5 protein-coding genes are annotated in these 17,936 nt (G+C 62.2%); 4 read left to right on the forward strand and 1 reads right to left on the reverse strand.

All coding sequences use genetic code 11. The features are described 5' to 3' along the window. Positions 1-40 precede the first annotated feature (40 nt). The 4 genes from QMK17_RS05470 to QMK17_RS05485 all read left to right on the forward strand — a co-directional run bounded on the left by QMK17_RS05470 (position 41) and on the right by QMK17_RS05485 (position 3,695). A complete protein-coding gene (locus QMK17_RS05470) occupies positions 41-832 on the forward strand; it encodes an ABC transporter permease (protein ID WP_283507561.1) in 792 nt (263 codons plus the stop codon). 2 nt (positions 833-834) lie between these two features. Further along, positions 835-1,683 (forward strand): ABC transporter permease, encoded by an 849-nt coding sequence (locus QMK17_RS05475; protein ID WP_283507414.1) that lies wholly within the window; start codon positions 835-837, stop codon positions 1,681-1,683. After that, positions 1,680-2,570, forward strand: coding sequence for a glycosyltransferase (locus tag QMK17_RS05480; RefSeq protein WP_283507415.1), 891 nt, complete (start codon positions 1,680-1,682; stop codon positions 2,568-2,570). Before QMK17_RS05475 ends, QMK17_RS05480 begins: the two co-directional genes overlap by 4 nt. 204 nt (positions 2,571-2,774) lie before the next feature. Continuing rightward, complete coding sequence (locus QMK17_RS05485) at positions 2,775-3,695, forward strand: lipase family alpha/beta hydrolase (protein ID WP_442972697.1); 921 nt, start codon at positions 2,775-2,777, stop codon at positions 3,693-3,695. Between the two features lie 65 nt (positions 3,696-3,760). Here the strand turns inward: QMK17_RS05485 and QMK17_RS05490 are convergent, their stop codons facing one another. Then, positions 3,761-17,893, reverse strand: a complete 14,133-nt coding sequence (locus tag QMK17_RS05490; protein WP_283507417.1) for a non-ribosomal peptide synthetase — start codon at positions 17,891-17,893, stop codon at positions 3,761-3,763. Positions 17,894-17,936: the final 43 nt, after the last annotated feature.

Raw genomic sequence — 17,936 nt, forward strand, 5'->3', positions numbered from 1 at the left:
TAGACCACGATCGGTCGCGGACGACGCGGTCACAACCAATCTGGAACACACGGCACAACGCAAGTCGCGATTCGAACCGTCGGGGTTCGTGCAGTGGCGAGTGCTGACCGCGCGGACTATCCGAACGATGGTCCGCAAGGGTGAGCTTCTGGTCGCCATCCTGGCGCCGCTCATCTTCACGATCGGGTTCTACCTGCCGTTGAAGTTCGTCATGTCGATTCAGGGCATCGACTACGCCCAGTTCTTGATGCCGATCATCGTCCTGCAGGCCATGGCTTTCACTGCCATCTCGTCCGCGCAGCGAGCCTCGACCGAAGCGATGACGGGACTCTCCACCCGATTGAAAACCATGCCGGTCGTCATCGGTGCGCCCTTGATGGCCCGCATGTCGAGTGCATTCATCCGTTCGACTGTCACGCTGACCGCTGCTCTGCTCTACGGGTACGTGATCGGATTCCGGTTCACGGCAGGCGCTGGGCAGGCTCTGTTGTTCGGTGCGATGGCGTTGGCGATCAGCACGGTGCTCTCGTTCGGGGCGGATGCTATCGGGACGCTGTCCAAGAGTCCTGAGGCAACAAGTCAGGCACTGACACTGCCACAGCTGATTCTCGGCATGGCGTCGACGGGCTTCGTGCCCGAAAGCGGATTCCCGGAATGGATCCGCCCCTTCGTGCGTAATCAGCCGATCTCGCAGTTCTCGGCCGCGATGCGAGACATGGCCGAGGGCTCGCTCAGCTTCTCGGTGATCTTCCCTGCTCTTGCGTGGATCGTAGGTCTCTCGCTCGTGCTGATTCCCCTCGCTCTCTGGGCGAGCTTGCGACGGAGAGACTGACCATGACAGACCTGCAACTCAACCGCAGTCGTGCGAGCACCCTCGACTTTCCGGAGCCGACGAATCCGCTGCCGGAGTCGTCGGCGAGAGCACTGTGGACACACAGCCTCATCCAGTGCAAGCGTCTGCTGACCCGTTGGTCCCGCGATCCGACGACGATGATTCAGGCTTTGCTCTATCCGGCGCTGATGCTGCTGATGTTCCGGGTTGTCCTCGGTGACTCGATTTCAGCGGCGACCGGACAATCTGCGATCTATGGTCAGGTGCCTCTGATTGCGCTCATCGGCGCGATGTTCGGTTCGATCGTCAGTGCCGTCGGCCTGAAGCAGGAGCGCATCAACGGGCTGCTGGCCCGGTTCTGGACTCTCCCGACGCATCGGGCTGCGGGTCTGGCCGGCCGGATGATGGCAGAAGCCGTCCGCGTGTTCGTCACGACCATCGTGATCGTCGCGATGGGCTTCGTGCTCGGTTTTCGCTTCAACGAAGGATTGCTCGCCGCGGTCGGTCTGATCCTGTTACCGATCGTTTTCGGCCTCGGGTTCGCGGTGTTGGTTACATTCCTGGCGACCGTTGCCGGGGACGCTCCGCTCGTCGAACTGGTCTCGATTCTCTGTACGCTTCTGCTCTTCTTCAATTCAGGATTTGTCCCGGTGTTGGCATACCCACCTTGGCTACAGCCTGTCGTCGCCGCTCAACCGATGTCGTGCGCAGTCGATGCAATGAAAGCTCTCGCTCTCGGAGGACCCACGATGACACCCATACTTCAGACCTTGGCGTGGTCGTTGGGCCTCGTTGTAATATTTCTCTACCCGGCTATCAAGGGCTACAAGCGCGCGTCATCGTCCGCGTGAGCGCTCTGCGCGGTTCGACACCGTCCGTGACCGCCGTCATCCCCGTCAAAAATGCGATCGCACTTCTCGACCTCCAGCTGGCCGCGCTGGCCGAACAGGATTACACCGGATCCTTGGACGTCGTCGTTTCCGACAACGGTGGCAGCCCCGAACTGGCCGAGCACATCGCGTCCCACCCACTTCGGTCCAGGCTCGATCTGCACTACGCGGACTCCTCGGACCATTCGGGTGCCGCCTACGCGCGTAATCGCGGAGCGGAGATCGCGAACGGGACATTCTTGGCCTTCTGTGACGCGGACGATGTTGTGCATCCAGGCTGGATCAGCGCACTTGTCGAGCTGGCACAACTCCACGATGTAGTGGGAACGGCCGTGGAGACCGCGAGCATCAACCCTGCTCACGCTCTGGCGTGGACTCCGACGACTCGTCCCGAGAGACAGGGAAAGAGTCCTTTTCTCCCGTTCGCGATCGGTGCAAGCCTCGGTTGTTGGTCGGAGGTGTATCGACAGTTGGGCGGCATGGACAACGAGTTCACCACCAGCCAGGACGTGGAATTCAGTTGGCGGGCCCAGCTCAGCGGTTTCTCTTTGGGCTTCAGCAACGAGGAACTCGTCGCGTACCGGTTGAGAGACGAGTTCCGCCCGCTCATGCGGCAGGCGCACAATCTCGGTTACGGATTCGCGAAACTTCAAGGAATTTATCGTAATCAGGGTTGTCCTCCCGTAAGCGTGAGGAAGGTGATTTATTGGTGGTCTTTACTGCTATTGGGTAATCCGCTTGTTCCATCGTTCATAACCAAGATTTCACGTGGTCAGTGGCTACGAGCGGTTGCCGCTCACACCGGCGAAATACGGGGTGGAATAAAATATCGAACGTTCGGCTGGTAGCGATTTGCTATTTGCGTCGAGGCCCGCGATGCTGAATTGTCGGGTCGATACAATCAACGTGACTTAGTAAACATTTCGAAACGCTGTGTTGCACGATACCGCCGGTGAACTCACCGCAGCGGGAATTCGAGAGTATGGGAGCCCGTAGTGAGGATCAGCTGCACCGTGAGCGGCAAACGAGCGTTTTCGATCCTCCTATCGTTATTGCTCTTGACCGGCGCCGGAGCATTCGTGCTCGCACCCAGTGCTGCAGCACAGCCGGCCGTCGCTCCTTCCCAATCGGCATGGCTCGATCGCATGGGCACCCCCGTCGAAGGAACCAACGACTGGTCGTGCGTGCCGTCGGAGGCACACCCACGACCAGTGGTTCTGGTTCACGGAACCGATACCGACATGCAGGAGAGCTGGCCGACCCTGGCGCCGGAGCTGGCATCCCAGGGCTACTGCGTGTTCGCACTCAACTACGGCGCAATGCCCGTGATCTGGGATCCGAGCCACCTTGTGTGGGGCATCGACGACATCGCGAAGTCCGCAGGCGAGCTCGGGCAGTTCGTCGACACGGTACTCCAGAGCACCGGTGCAAGCCAGGTCGATCTCATCGGCCACTCCCAGGGCGGAACCATGGCCCGCCAGTACCTCAAGTTCAACGGTGGTGCAGATCCAACGGATCCGACACGAAGCAAGGTCCACCAGCTCGTGACACTCGGAGCAACCAACCACGGAACGAGCTTCAACGGGCTGCAGCAGCTCTACATGCTCGCTACCTCGCTCGGTTTGCCACGAGAGTTCACCTCCCAACTCGTGTTCGGCATCGCAGGCACCCAGCAATTGATCGGTTCGCCCATTCTCAAGAACCTCAATGCCGGCAGTGAAGTCATGCCGGGCGTCGACTACACCGTGATCGCGACCCGAGACGACAACGTCGTGACACCGCCGGAACGTACGTTCCTGGACGACGGTGGCAATGGTCAGGTCACCAACCAGTGGGTTCAGGATCTGTGCCCGGCCAATCAGTCCTCTCACATGGGATTGACGAGCGACCCGGACGTTGCCTACATGATCAGCGACGCCCTGGATCCGACATACCAGGACAGCAACCCGCTGGTGTGCGCCGAGCCGTCCTGAGCTCTCCCAGATCGGGCCGGCCATACCTGCCATGGCAGGCATGGAACACTGCGAGCGTTCTACTCCTACGCCGACCACGGAGCAGCAGAATCACGGCTTGTTCGTACGACGAAAACCAGATCCAGTTCCTCCAGGTCGAGCACTGCAGACGACTCCGTGACGACGTGAGATACCCAATCTCGCTCGATCAGCGGCATCGGGTCCAGTGCGCCGTCGTGCACGACGAACGCTGCGCCCGCTGCGGCAGCGACCACCATCCCCAGGCCCTCCCACGCCTGCGACGCCCGGTCCAGGAAGCGCAACGCCACCAGCACTCGTGATTCATGGGTCACGGTCCAGTCCGCCGCACGCCCGTGGGCCAGGACGGTCGCCTGGCGATGAGAAATGACAGTCTCGGATCCCTGGTCCAGGATTACGACTGCGTCGTCGTCGGGGATCAGCAGTCGAGTCCGCGTTGCGTAGTCCAGCGCCCGAGACGACTGCGCTGCAATAGCCGCAGCGACCGCTGGATCGTCCACATGGACGATCTCTCGACCCCCAGCATTTCGGGGTGACAATGCAGCGTCGGTGCGTCCGCGGGATATCGACTTCGTCAGCACTGCATCGACTGTGGTACCCGAATCCGCCCCGAATACGGTCGCTGCGCCTGCGCACCACACCGCCCACATAGCGACGACGCGTTCGTCCGCCGCCGGAATGTCGATGACAACTCGATCGCCTGGCCCGATCCCCCGCGATACCAAGTAGCGCGCAAGGCGCGCGGCCCGATTCGCGGCGTCGAGATAGCTCGTCTCCGTCCCATCGCCGACGATCGCCGGCGCATCCGGTTCGGCTTCGACCGATGACTCGAACAGTTGCGGCAGCGTCTGGACGCGTGGAGAAAGCGACGAGGCGCCAAGTCCATCGAGGCCGGCATCGGGCCTCGCCCGACCGATCGGCCCGACGAGGATGTCGCCGACGTCGATATCTTCGACAATGGTGTCCGTGGCCTGGGCAACGACGTGCAGCATCAGTGTCAGCCCCTCCGCGAAAGCCTCGACGGTGGCCCGTTCGTAGAGATCAGTCGAGTAGACGATCGTGCATGTGAGGCTGGAGTCTCCATCGCCGGAGTACCGGTCCGCGAACACGATCTGAAGGTCGTAGTTGGCGGTGGGGTCGACAGTGTCCATTCCCGAAATCGAGAGGCCTGGAAGGTCTAGCCAACTTGCTCCGTGGTTTTGGAGCGCTACGACCACCTGGAAGAACGGCGACTTCGATGCCGAACGCGGAGGATCGAGCAGGTCGACGATGCGCTCGAATGGCACGTCGGAATGCGCGAACGCATCCAGATCGGTTTCACGCGCGATCCGGAGGACTTCGGACACCGTGACGTTGGGCAATATCGGAGTCCGTAGGACGAGGGTGTTCACGAACATTCCGACGATATCGTCGAGCGCTGATTCACCTCGTCCTGCGACGGGCGTGCCGACGGCGATGTCCTCGTCGCCCGAAAGCCTCGCCAACAGAATGGCAACAGCGGTGTGCAGAGCCATGAACAACGTCGAGTTATGCTCACGAACAACAGCACCGAGGGATGTCAGCAGCGAGCCCTCGACGACAAATTCGTGGGTCGCACCGAATCCGGTAGGAGCGAGCGGCCGCGGCCTGTCGGTTGTGATGCCGGCTTGCTCGCCTAGGGTGGCCAGTGTGTGTCGCCAGAAGTTCTCTTGATTGTGAAGAATCGACGTCGCGTCGTCTGCGTCGCCGAGAACCTCTCGCTGCCACAGCACGAAGTCTGCGTATTGGACGTCGAGAGGCGCCCACTCCGGTGTTCTCCCCAGCGATCGCGCAGCGTAGGCGGTCATCAGATCACGGGTGAGCGGCCCGATCGAAAAACCGTCGGCCGCAATGTGATGCACGACGAATACCAGGATGTGGTCCGCGTCGGAGAGTTCGAGCAGCCGTACGACCAGTGGGACCGAGACAGTGACGTCGAACGATGTGGTCACGATGCTGCGCACCCGCACCGCGACGTCGTGCTCCCCCACCGGCTCCGATGTCAGGTCGAATTCGATGTCGGCGACAGGAACGACCTGTTGTGACCCGACTCCGTTCACATCCGGGTAGCGGGTGCGCAAGGTCTCGTGACGGGTGATCACATCGCCCAGGGCGAGCGCGAGCGCTGCGGTGTCGAGCGCTCCGCGCAGGCGAAGGGCACACGAGATGTTGTAGGCGCCCGATGCCGGGTCGAGACGATTGAGGAACCACATTCGCTGCTGCGCGAGCGAGAGCGGAATGACCTCGGGCCGGGCGCGCGCAACGAGTTCACTTCTGCCGCCTGCACCGACGTTCGTTTCGAGACGGGCGGCAAGGACTGACACCGTCGATGCCTCGAACAGCAGGCGAACGACGACGACGGTGTCGAGCGCAGTCCCCAGTCTCGACACCACCCGGGTCGCACCGAGCGAGTTTCCGCCGAGCGCAAAGAAATCGTCGTCGGCTCCGACGTGGTCGAGCCCGAGGACTTCCGCAAAGACGTCCGCCACCACTTGCTCGACTGCATTGGACGGTGCCCGGAACTCGGACTGCACGAAAGTAGGTGCTGGAAGGGCATTTCGGTCCAATTTTCCATTGACCGTCAGCGGAATTTCCTCGATCGACACGAACGCCGACGGCACCATGTAGTCCGGAACCCGCGCTCCGACGTCGCGGCGAAGCTCGCCTGGATCCGGCGCGGCCCCTGGGGCGAACACCACGTACGCGACCAACCGAACTCCGGCAAACGGGTCGTCCCGAAGAACAACTGCAACCGAGGACACGTCGGGCAGCGCGGCGATCGCCGCTTCCACCTCGCCGAGTTCGATTCGAAAACCTCGCACCTTGACCTGCTCGTCGGAGCGGCCGAGATACTCGAGTTCCCCCGACTCCGTCGTCTCGATCCACCGAGCGAGATCACCGGTGCGGTACAGCACGCGTCCGTCCCTGCCGAACGGGTCGGCAACGAACCTCGTGGCGGACAAGGCCGGACTGCTGACGTAACCCCTCGCCAGCTGACCACCAGCTATGTACATCTCGCCTGCGACACCGATGGGGACGGGCCGCAGTCGGCGGTCGAGGATGTAGATGCTGAGGCCGGGTATTGGGGCACCAATCATGGATGCAGTTGGGGCACCAATCATGGATGCAGTTGGGGCACCAATCATGGATGCAGCTGGGGCACCAATCATGGACGCAGCGGGGGCATCTCGCGCCAACAGCACGCGGGTCGAGACGTGCACGGTCGTCTCGGTGATTCCGTACAGGTTCACCAACGTGGGTCCCGCGCGGTGGTCTGTGCCGTCACCGTGACGGTCGAACCAAGTGTGCAACCGTCGGCGCTCCAGCGCTTCTCCGCCGAAGAGTATGTACCGCAACGACAGCGACGCAGCAGGCATCACGCGGTCGACCTCGGCCAACTGATAAAACGCAGACGGGGTCTGATTCAGTACGGTGATGTGTTCCGTTTCCAACAGCGCACGGAAGCCCTCCGGTGAGCGCGAGGTGAAGTAGTCGACCACGACCAGTGTGCCGCCGTATAGCAATGGTCCCCACATTTCCCACACCGAGAAGTCGAATGCGTACGAATGGAACATCGTCCAGACATCGCTCGACTCGAAGCCGAATGTCTCCTCTGTGTTTGCGAATAGCTGCACAACATTTCGGTGAGTGACCGCGACGCCTTTCGGCCTACCGGTGGATCCTGAGGTGTAGATGACGTAGGCGACATTGTCGGGTGTCAGCGGCGCACGCCTGTCCTCGTTCGTCACCATTCGCCGGTCCATGCCGTCGTGATCGAACGTGTCGAGGTCGAGCACCGGGATCGCACCGAAGTCCACGGTTGCCACGAAGTCCACGGGCGAACTGGAGGTGACGCCAACGAGAGGTTGGGCGTCGTCGAGCATGAAGGCGATCCGGCCCGGCGGGTATGCAGGATCGACGGGGAGGTATCCCGCACCCGACGCCGAGACCGCCAGCAACGCGATCACCAGCTCGGCGGATCGTGGAAGTGCAACGGCCACCAGTGTCTCCGGACCGGCGCCGAGCGAGATCAGGTGCCGGGCAAGCGCATTGACTCGGTCCCCCACCTCGCGGTACGTCCACGATCGACCGTCGAATCGCACCGCGACTCGATCCGGACCGGACGCGCAGGACGCCGCGAAGCGATCCACGAGAGTCGTGTCGTTGTCCGATATTCCTGGCCCGGATGCGCTCCACTCGTTCACGATGCGGTCGCGCTCGACGCTCGGCATCGACTCGATGTCCCCGACAGGCCGGTTCGGCCCGTCGAGGAGGCCTTCGATCAATCGTACGAATCCCGAAGCGAATCGCTTGATCGTCGAGCGGTCGAACAGATCGATGGCATAGATGAACTCGACGTTCCAGCCGGATACTTTCCCGGTATCGCCATAGGTGTCCGACACCGTTACCTGCACGTCGAATTTGGCGTGAACCGTATCGAACTCCGTTCCGCTGATGGTCAGGTTCGGCAATTCGAGGTGCGTCTGACCGAGGTTCTGGAATGTGAACATGACCTGAAACAGTGGATGCCGTCCGCGCGCCCGGTGCGGGTCGACGGCTTCGACGATTCTCTCGAAGGGCATATCCGCGTGCGCGAATGCAGAAAGATCGATCTCGCGAACTGCCGACACCAACGAGGAGAACGTATCGGCTGGGCTGACTCGGGTACGCAGAACGAGAGTGTTGACGAACATTCCGATCATGTCGTCGAGCGCTCGGTCGCCCCGTCCTGCCACCGGCGTCCCGATCGCTATGTCCTCCGACGACGACAGTTCTGCCAGCAGGACAGCCAGCGCGGAGTGCATCACCATGAAGGGTGTCGTGCCGGTGCGATGAGCGAACGCTGTTATGCGCGTTCGTAGTTCATGATCGATCGATACCGAAGAGGCCGCACCGAGAGTGGACGCCTCGGTGCGGCGAGGGCGATCGGTCGGCAGTGTGATCTCCGCAGGCAGATCAGCCAAATGATCTTGCCAATAGTTGATCTGGGTGGATGCAACCGAGTCCGGGTCGTCCTCGGATCCGAGGACTTCACGCTGCCAGAGCGCATAATCCGCATACTGCAATGCCGGACGAACCCATCCAGGCTCTTGGCCGATGGTCCGCGCAGCATAGGCGCGCACGAGGTCACGAGTCAGCGGGCCGATGGAGAACCCGTCGACCGAAATATGATGGGCGACGACGACGAGAACATGTTCGGTCGGCGATTCACGGAGCAACCTCGCCCGGACGGGTACCGCCGTGGTGACATCGAATCCGGCCTCCACCATGGCGAGCATCCGTTCGGTGGTTCGCACCGGATCGATGTCCTCGAGGTGAAGGACCACGCCCTTCTCGGCGATGGGCTCGATCAGCTGAGAACCGACACCGGCGACGTCGGGATACACAGTCCGCAGGATGTCGTGGCGCGCAGTGACATCGCCGAACGCGCGAACGAACGCGTCGACGTCGAGTTCGCCGGTCAGACGAATGGTCACCGGGACATTGTGGGCGGCGGAGTCCGGTTCGAGGCGGTTGAGGAACCACATTCGCTGCTGCGCCAGCGACAGTGGAACCGGCGACTCGTGGTCTTCACGCGCAACGATGGCGGGTCGCACGACCGAACCCGGCTCGAGTTCCACGCTCTCGGCGAGCATCTCGACGCCAGGAGCGTCGAACACGGCCCGAAGTGAGACTTCGGTTCCCAGCGCTGCGCTCAGCCGAGCTACAACTCGCGTGGCCATGAGCGAGTTGCCACCGAGGGCGAAGAAGTCGTCGTCCAGACCGACGCGATCGACGCCGAGCAGGTCCCTGTAGACACCGGCGACGAGTTCCTCGATCGGCGTCGACGGCGGTCGGAAGACTTTGACCTGAAAAGCAGGCGCCGGCAGCGCGCTCCTGTCCAACTTCCCGTTCGGTCCGACGGGAAGCGCGTCGAGCACCATCACCGTACTGGGGATCATGTAGTCCGCGATCGTGCCTGCCGCCGAGTGGCGAACCGCATCCGGGTCAAGAGTCGAACCTGATTCAGGCACGACGTACCCCACGAGAACATCGCCGACGACCGTATCGGCCCTGAGGACAACGACTGCGTGAACGACTCCTGGATATGCCGCCAGCGCCGATTCGATCTCACCGAGTTCGATACGCTGCCCTCGAAGCTTGACCTGGAAGTCGCGCCTGCCGACGTAGTCCAGTTCACCGGCGCGAGTCCATCGCACCAGATCTCCGGTGCGATACAGCCGGCCGCCGTCTCGATCGAACGGATCTGCCACGAACCGCTCCGCGGACAAATCCGGCCTTGCCGCATAACCACGTGCAAGCTGCACACCGGCGAGATACAGCTCACCCACCACACCGGGCGCCACCGGCCGAAGCCGACCGTCGAGGACGTAGGTCCTCGTGCCTGTCACGGGACGGCCGATGGGCACGCTCACGCTGTCGGTCTCCGTGTAACGGTGAGCGGTCACATCCACTGCAGCCTCGGTCGGACCGTAGAGATTCACCACCCGGACCGACGGCAGTACCCGGACGATATCGCGCGCGGTGGCCGCAGGTAAGGCTTCGCCCGATGCGACGATCCACCGCAGCGACTGCGCGCTCGATGCTGCGGTCTCCGCTGCGAACACCGCCAGCATCGACGGCACGAAATGAGCAACCGAAACGGATTCGGACCGCAAGAGTTCGGCAAGATACTTCGGATCTCGGTGTCCGTCCGGCCGCGCGATCACCATTCGCGCACCGATCTGCAACGGCAGAAACAGTTCCCACACCGAGACGTCGAACGTTACCGGTGTCTTCTGAACCACCACATCGCCGCGAGTGAACTCGTACTCGGTCCGCATCCAGTTCAATCGGTTGACGATCGCCCGGTGACTGACCACTACGCCTTTCGGCTGCCCGGTGGATCCAGAGGTGAAGAGAACGTAGGCTGCTGAGTCCGGACGTGGAGCTGAGTCCGGGTGGACAGGCGACTCGGCAGCCGGAAGCGCGCCGAGCGTTGAAGTGTCGACCTCGAAGATCCGAAATCCCTTCATTGCCACACCGTCTCGCGAGGTGGTCAGCACCATCGACACCTGCGCCACCTCCAACACGGTGCGCACGCGATGATCCGGTTGACCGGGGTCGACGGGTACGTAAGCACCACCAGCCGCAATCACCGCATAGATGCCGACAACCAGCTCCACCGACCGCGCCATCGCGACGGCAACGGTGGACTCGGGCCCGATTCCCTCGGAGATCAAGTAGCGAGCAAGCCTGTCGACGCGAGAATCGAAATCGCCGTACGTGATCGACTCACCTTCGAAGGTGATCGCCACCGAGTCCGGCGACAATGCCACCTGCGATCGATACCGGTCGAGCAGGCGCTCGTCCGTCGCCGGAGCATCGGTGCGGTTCCATTCGTGGACAACCGATTGCAGTTCGTTGCCGACGAGGACGTCGACGTCGCCGACCAGTGCGGACTGGTTGTCGACAAGTGCCTCTAGAATCCCGACGAAGCGCTGACCGGCCGCAATGATGGTCGACTCGTCGAACAGGTCGGTGAGATAGAGGAACTGCGCCATCATGCCGAGCGGCTCCCCCGAACCGTCGAAATCCTCCGAGATGGTCAGGTAAAGATCGAATTTCGACAGTCCGGTTTCGAGTTCCATCGCCGCCGCACCGATGTTCGGCAACTCGACGGTGATTCGCTCCAGGTTCTGAAAGGCCAACATCACCTGGAATAGTGGCTGACGAGCTGTGGACCGCGGTGGATCGAGAATTTCCACCAACCGCTCGAAGGGAATGTCGGCGTTGGCGATCGCGTCGAGATCGACTTCGCGAACCGACGCGATCAACTCGCGAACGGATACCGAATCGAGAACCTCCGTCCGCAACACGAGAGTGTTGACGAACATCCCGATCACGTCGTCGAGCGCCCGCTCACCTCTGCCCGCGACCGGAGTTCCGATAGTGATGTCCTGGCTGCTCGACAATCGCGCCAGCAACAGCGCGAATGCAGCGTGCACGATCATGAACGGTGTGCATCCGAGTTCCAGACCCAACGCGACTATGGCTCGATGAAGTGCACCGCTGACACCGAACGCGTGCCGTGCACCCCGTTCTGTCGGAACAATCGGGCGCGCACGGTCCAGGGGAAGGTCCACGTGTTCCGCGATACCGTCCAATGCGCGAGTCCAGAAGCGAACCTGCCGGTTGATGATCGAGTCGGGATCGGATTCGTCACCGAGCATACGACGTTGCCACACTGCGTAATCGGCGTACTGAACCGGCAGAGGTTGCCACGACGGAGCCAACCCGGCAACCCTGGCCGAGTAACCGGTCACGATGTCGCGCATCAGCGGACCCATCGAGAACCCGTCGGCCGCAATGTGATGCACGACCACCGCGAGGATGTCCTCGCCGCCACCCAACCGATACAGATGCGCGCGAAAGGGTGCTGCGTGCGCGAGTACGAATCCGCCGAGCACCATGTCGCGGATCGATCGAAGGGCCTCTGCTTCGGAGCTGTGCTCGACGCCGAGTTCGAACGGACTGGACTCCAGGGGAAGGATCACCTGGTATCCGACGCCGTCGACTTCGGGATACACCGTCCGAAGCGGTTCGTGTCGACGTCGGACATCGTCGATTGCGCGTGTCAGCGCACCCACATCCACATCGCCGGTCAGCCGGACGACGATAGGAATGTTGTAGGCGGCGGACTCCGGCTCGAACTTGTCGAGGAACCACATCCGTTGCTGAGCGAGGGATAGTGGGATGTCGATAGGTCGTTCGCCTGCCACCAAGGAGATGCGCCCACCGGTACCGACGGAGCTTTCCACCAACGCTGCGAGGCCCTCGACGGTCGACGAGTCGAAGATCGACCGCACCGGGACCGGCGCGTCGAGTTCGGCGCCGACTCTGGAAACGATCTGCGTTGCGACGAGGGAGTTGCCACCCAAAGCAAAGAAATCGTCGTCGAGGCCAACTCCGCTGACGCCCAGTACGTCACCGAACACCCGTGCCACGACCTGTTCGGTCGGCGACACCGGCTTCCGAAAGCGTCGGCGCTCGAACAACGGCTCCGGCAGCGACTTTCGATCCAATTTTCCGTTCACCGTGAGCGGAATCTCGTCCAACACCACGAAGGCCGTGGGAACCATGTACTCCGGCAACAGCTTTTCGACCCCGGACCTGACCGACTCCGAGACCACCGGACCAACCAGGTAGGCCACCAACCGGAGCACTCCGGGCGAATCCTCACGCACGATCACCGCCGCCGCAGTCACTCCATCCTGCGCCGACACCGCGGCCTCGATCTCACCCAGCTCGATGCGGAAACCACGGACTTTCACTTGATCGTCCGCACGTCCGAGGTAGATCAACTCCCCCGCGCTCAACTCCCCCGCGCTCAACACCCCCGCGCTCAACTCCCCCGCGCTCAACTCCCCCGCACCCGGCTCGCCGGCTACCCACCGTGCCACGTCCCCGGTCCGATACAACCTCCCTGGACCGAAGGGATTCGCCACGAACCGGTGTGCGGACAGATCTGCACGTCCGAGATAGCCGCGAGCCAACTGTCCACCCGAGATGTACATCTCACCTGCGACACCTGTCGGAACCGGCCTCAGACGTCGGTCGAGTACGTACACGCCGAGGCCCGAGATCGGGACTCCGATCAGCGACGCAGAACCGACCGACGTCGCCGACAACACACGGAAGGACACATGCACGGTGGTCTCGGTGATGCCATACATGTTGACCAGCCGCGGCCCCGCCTCGCTACCGTCGCCGTAACGGTCGAACCACTCCGACAATCGGCGCGGCTCCAACGCCTCGCCGCCGAAGATCACGTATCGGAGAGCAAGTTCGCTCGGATCTGCATTCTGCGCACGATCGAACTCTGCCAGTTGATAGAACGCTGACGGCGTTTGATTCAGAACCGTCACACCTTCGTTCACCAACAATTCACGGAATTCCGCGGGAGAACGAGAAGTGAGGTAGTCCACCACCACCACTGTGCCGCCGCGCAGCAGTGGCCCCCACAACTCCCACACCGAGAAATCGAAAGCATACGAATGAAACATCGTCCACACATCGGCCGACCCGATGGCAAACGGGCCGTCGGTGTTGTCCATCAGTCGCAGCACCGACGCATGCGGAACGAGCACACCTTTGGGCCTACCCGTCGAACCCGACGTATAGATCACGTATGCCAGGTTGCCCGCGCTCAACGAAGCCGGACGATCCGAATCCGTCACCGGACCCGAATCCCACTCTCGCGAACGATCTTCGGATACATCCACTACCGCGATGCCAGCGTCGCGAATGCTTACCATCGACTCGGCGGCCAGAACGTCCGCTGACGTCACCACCGCAACGGGAGCCGCGTCGAGTGTGATGAACTCGATTCGGTCAGCCGGGTACGACGGGTCCACCGGCAGATAACCCGCACCCGACTTCACCGCCGCCAAGACTGCGATTATCAGCTCCGTCGAACGGGGCAAAGCCACCGCCACCAACGAATCGGGCACCGCCCCGGCAGCGATCAACCGCCGCGCAAGACGGTTGATCGCTGCGTCGAGCTCGATGTAGGTCAACGACTCTCCGGCACACCGCACGGCTACAGCATCAGGATGCGCAGCCACCGCCGCGTCCAGCCGATCGACCAGAGTTCCAACACCCGGTGACACATCAGGGCCAGACGAACTCCACCGCATCGACGTCCGCTCACGCGTGATCGTGTTCACGATCTCGATATCACCCATAGCGACAGAAGCGTCGGCGACAATACTCGTCACTATTGCGACGAACTGATCACCGAAGGACTTCACCGTCGACGCATCGAACAAATCCGTCGCGTAGTTGAGGTAACACGTCAACCCGCCGCTGCCCTGAGCTTCTTCGAAAGTGAACTGAAGGTCGAACTTCGCGATCTCGGCGTCGAACGGAACGGGCTCGACCGCCAGACCCGGCATGTCGAACGTGCTTCGATCAAGATTCTGAAACGCCAGAACGACCTGGACCAGCGGATGACGGGCCTGCGAACGATGCGGCTCCAGAATGTCGACGAGTCGTTCGAACGGCACATCGGCGTTCGCGAAGGCTTGCAGATCGACCTCGCGTACATGCTGGAGCACGTCTTCGAATCGCATGCCCGGTGACGTTTCGGTGCGCAACACGAGCGTGTTGACGAACATACCGATCACGCCGTCGAGCTCGGCCTGCCCCCGACCCGCAACCGGTGTTCCGATTGCAACATCGTCCGACGCGGACAACCGTGAAATCAGAACAGCCAGTGCAGCGTGAACAACCATGAACAGCGTCGAGTGTGCTTGACGTGCAAGCTTGTGCAACCCGAGATGCAGTTCTGGCGACACCATGAACTGCGTTGTGCGGCCACGTTTCGTCGCGATCGCCGGACGCACGTGATCGAATGGAAGCTCGAGCTGATCTGTGAGCCCTGACAGCTGCCTCTTCCAATAACCTACCTGCATCGACGCCAACGACGATGGATCGTCGTCGCTGCCGAGCACCTGGCGCTGCCACAGCGTGTAATCCACGTACTGCACCGCGAGAGGCATCCAGGCGGGAGCGTGACCTGCTACGCGAGCCGCATAGGCCGACATTACGTCGGTGGTCAGCGGACGAATCGAAAAGCCGTCCGCTGCAACGTGATGAACAACCAGGACCAACACGTGCTCGGCCTCGTTCAAAGCGAACAACCGCACCCTGACGGGTACCTCGCGGGTGACGTCGAAACCGGCGGAAATCGTCTCCGCGACTACGTCGAGAATGCAGTCTTCGTCGACTCCTTCCGGCAGCAGGTCCAGCGGCGCCCGGCCCGGCGCGAGTACCACCTGCTGCCCGACGCCGTCGACATCGGGGTAGATCGTTCGCAGCGTCTCGTGACGGTCGACGACATCGGCGATCGCTGCCCGCAGAGCGTCGATATGCAGTGCTCCGGTGAGTCGGATGGCGATCGGAATGTTCTCGACAGCCGACTCCGCATCGAACCGATTCAGGAACCACATTCGCTGCTGCGCAGGCGACAGCGGAATCGTCTCGGGCCACAGCGCCGAGCCGAGGATCGGTCTCGTCGAATCAGTTCGGCGCTCGGCCGCGTCGATCAGTCCGGCCCACCCAGCCACCGTCGCGGTGTCGAAGAATTCTCGGACGGCGATGTGCACGTCGAACCGCGCGTTCAGGCGTGCAACGAGCCTCGTCGCACTGAGCGAATTGCCGCCGAGCGCGAAGAAGTCGTCGTCGCGGCCCACGAGCCCGACCCCTGACAGATCGGAGAACTCGTCCGCCACAGCGACTTCGATAGCAGAGCGCGGAGCTTGGAAAGTCACCCGTTCGGGCGGAGGTTCGGGCAAGGCTCCACGGTCGAGCTTTCCCGAGTACCCCAGAGGCATCTTTTCCAGGACAATCAACGCGCTGGGCACCATGTAATCGGGCAATGCACTCCGCAGGCCCTTCCACAGATCGTCCAGTTTCAGATTCCCTTCGCGGGAAGGGACCACATATCCCACGAGGCGTTCGCTGCGAAGGACGACGACGCTCGCCGACACCGAATCATGCTGGCCGAGAATCGATTCGATCTCACCCAGTTCTATCCGTAGGCCATGGAGTTTGACCTGAAAATCAGTGCGGCCGAGGTAGGTGAGAACACCGAGCCCATCGCGCTTGACGAGGTCGCCGGTGCGGTACATTCGTCCGCCGTTCGAGAACGGATCGGCGACGAACCGGTCGAAAGTCGCGCCTGGTCTCGACACGTACCCTCTGGCCAGCTGAATTCCGGTGATGTACAACTCGCCAACGCTGCCGGACGGCACTGGCTCTAGTCCCCCGCCGAGTACGTGCAGTTCGGTGCCGTCCACTTCGACACCGATGGCGACAGAGGTGGCCCCACTACCGAGAACATGGTGGTGAGTGACGTCGACGGCTGCCTCCGTGGGCCCGTAGAGGTTATGGAGGTCGGCAGCGGAGATGGACGCAAACCGCGACGCTGTCGCGGCCGAAAGTTCCTCGCCCGATGCGAAGACGAGTCGGAGGGAGGGCAGCTCCCGAGTTCCCGGATCGTCGACGAACACCGCGAGCATCGACGGCACGAAGTGCACGACGGATACACCAGTAGTGCGGATCACGTGCGTCAGGTAGGCCGGATCGACATGGCCTCCGGGCTCGGCAAGAACGAGGCGTGCCCCCACTCGAAGCGGCCAGAAGAATTCCCAGACCGAGACGTCGAAGGTGAACGGAGTCTTCTGCAATACGACGTCGTCGACATGCAGCTGATACTGCCGCTGCCGCCAGATCAGGTTCGCCGAGATCGCCGAGTGAGGAACTGCGACCCCTTTGGGACGTCCCGTCGAACCCGAGGTGAAGATCACGTAGGCAAGATTGTCAGCGCGAAGCTCCGACGAACGTTCCTCGGGACGCAGCCTGCTGTCGTCGAACTCGGCGATCTCCGGTGTGTGGACATCCGCCACGGGAACGCCACCGGGCAAAGTCGCGGCGATGTTCGCATCGGTCAGGACCAGTACAGGATCGGCGGTGCGCAGGACGTACTCGAGCCTGTCGCGGGGATGGTCCGGGTCCAGGGGCAGATAGGCGCCGCCCGCTTTGACGATGCCGTACATACCCACAACGAGATCGATGGATCGCCCGAGTGCGAGACCTACGACGCGATCAGGACCGACTCCCAACGACACCAGGTACCGCGCGACCCGATTCGAGCGTTGTTCCAGGTCCCGATAGGTCAAGACCTGTCCGTCACTCTGGAGGGCAACCCTGTCGGGGAAACGGTCGACACAGCGCTCGAAGGCGTCGACCAGTGTGGTCTGCGCCTCAGGAAGGGTTATCGGTGCTTCCGACAGATCTTCGATCGCCCGATCGATGTCGAGGATCGCCGACGCCTCCATCAACAGCGAAGTAACGGCTCGATCGAGTGCACCCTCGTCCGAATCGAGGAGTCCGGGAGCCAGCTCGGCGAGGACCAGAGGGAGGAGAGATTCAGGACCCAGCGCACCGCCCATCGCGGTGTCGAGGCGGTCGAGTTCGTGGTGGAGCATGCGGAACGTGATCGAGACCTCGCCGAAAGCGAGCGCGGATCGTGCAGGTTCGGTCTGGGCCACATCTGCAACGAGCCAAGGCACGTCACTGATCGACAGCGCCCCACCGGCGCCTTGACCAACAACCATGTAAAACGTCCTCCCCAACTCCGAAACTCTCGACAGCGCCGAA

Source organism: Rhodococcus sp. G-MC3, from assembly GCF_030063335.1.
Classification (GTDB): domain Bacteria; phylum Actinomycetota; class Actinomycetes; order Mycobacteriales; family Mycobacteriaceae; genus Rhodococcoides.